Below are 514 nucleotides of genomic sequence, written 5' to 3'. Positions count from 1 at the left end.
CCCAAAGACCCATCACCAAACAGATCCTCCGTACTCATATAAGCCCCATTGGGTATCAACTCATGGGATTCCCACTCAAACTTATAGAACGCTTCCAGGCTGAGATTGTCGGTAATTCCCGCCTGCACAAACGCCATATTCACCGGCAAGGTATGGTTACGCAGCTCTGCACCGGGCAGGGCTAACCCGGCAATATCGTAAGGGTTGGCCGAGTTGATACCATCAGAAAAGAACAGGGCTTCACCCCAGTTAATCACCTGACGGCCCAGTCGGAAAGACAGCGGCTGGTCAGCAACATAACCATCCCAATAGGCGTAGGCATCAAGAAGCCTTGCGCCTGAAGCTGAGTCTTTAAGATCTTTAGAAAACCTGGTTTCGCTGCCGGAGTTGGAATAAATATTGCCATCTCCGGTCGGGTCTTTATCTTTCAGTTGGCTGTCATACCAGGCGTTGGCGCGCAAAAACAGACCGTAATCATCCTTGCTCACTTCCAGGTCTGAGGTAATGCTGAGGA

Annotated in this window: 1 protein-coding gene; it reads right to left on the bottom strand. The window is 50.8% G+C overall.

Translation table 11 applies throughout. The features are described from left to right. Positions 1 to 514 (bottom strand): DUF1302 domain-containing protein (locus tag J7438_RS27455; protein WP_209279170.1); only part of this gene is annotated, 514 nt, incomplete at both ends.

The organism is Thalassotalea sp. G20_0 (assembly GCF_017744175.1).
In the GTDB taxonomy this organism is placed as follows: Bacteria; Pseudomonadota; Gammaproteobacteria; order Pseudomonadales; family Endozoicomonadaceae; genus Endozoicomonas.
The sequence above is the reverse complement of the archived record's forward strand: the minus strand, read 5'-3'. Positions and strand labels throughout refer to the sequence as shown.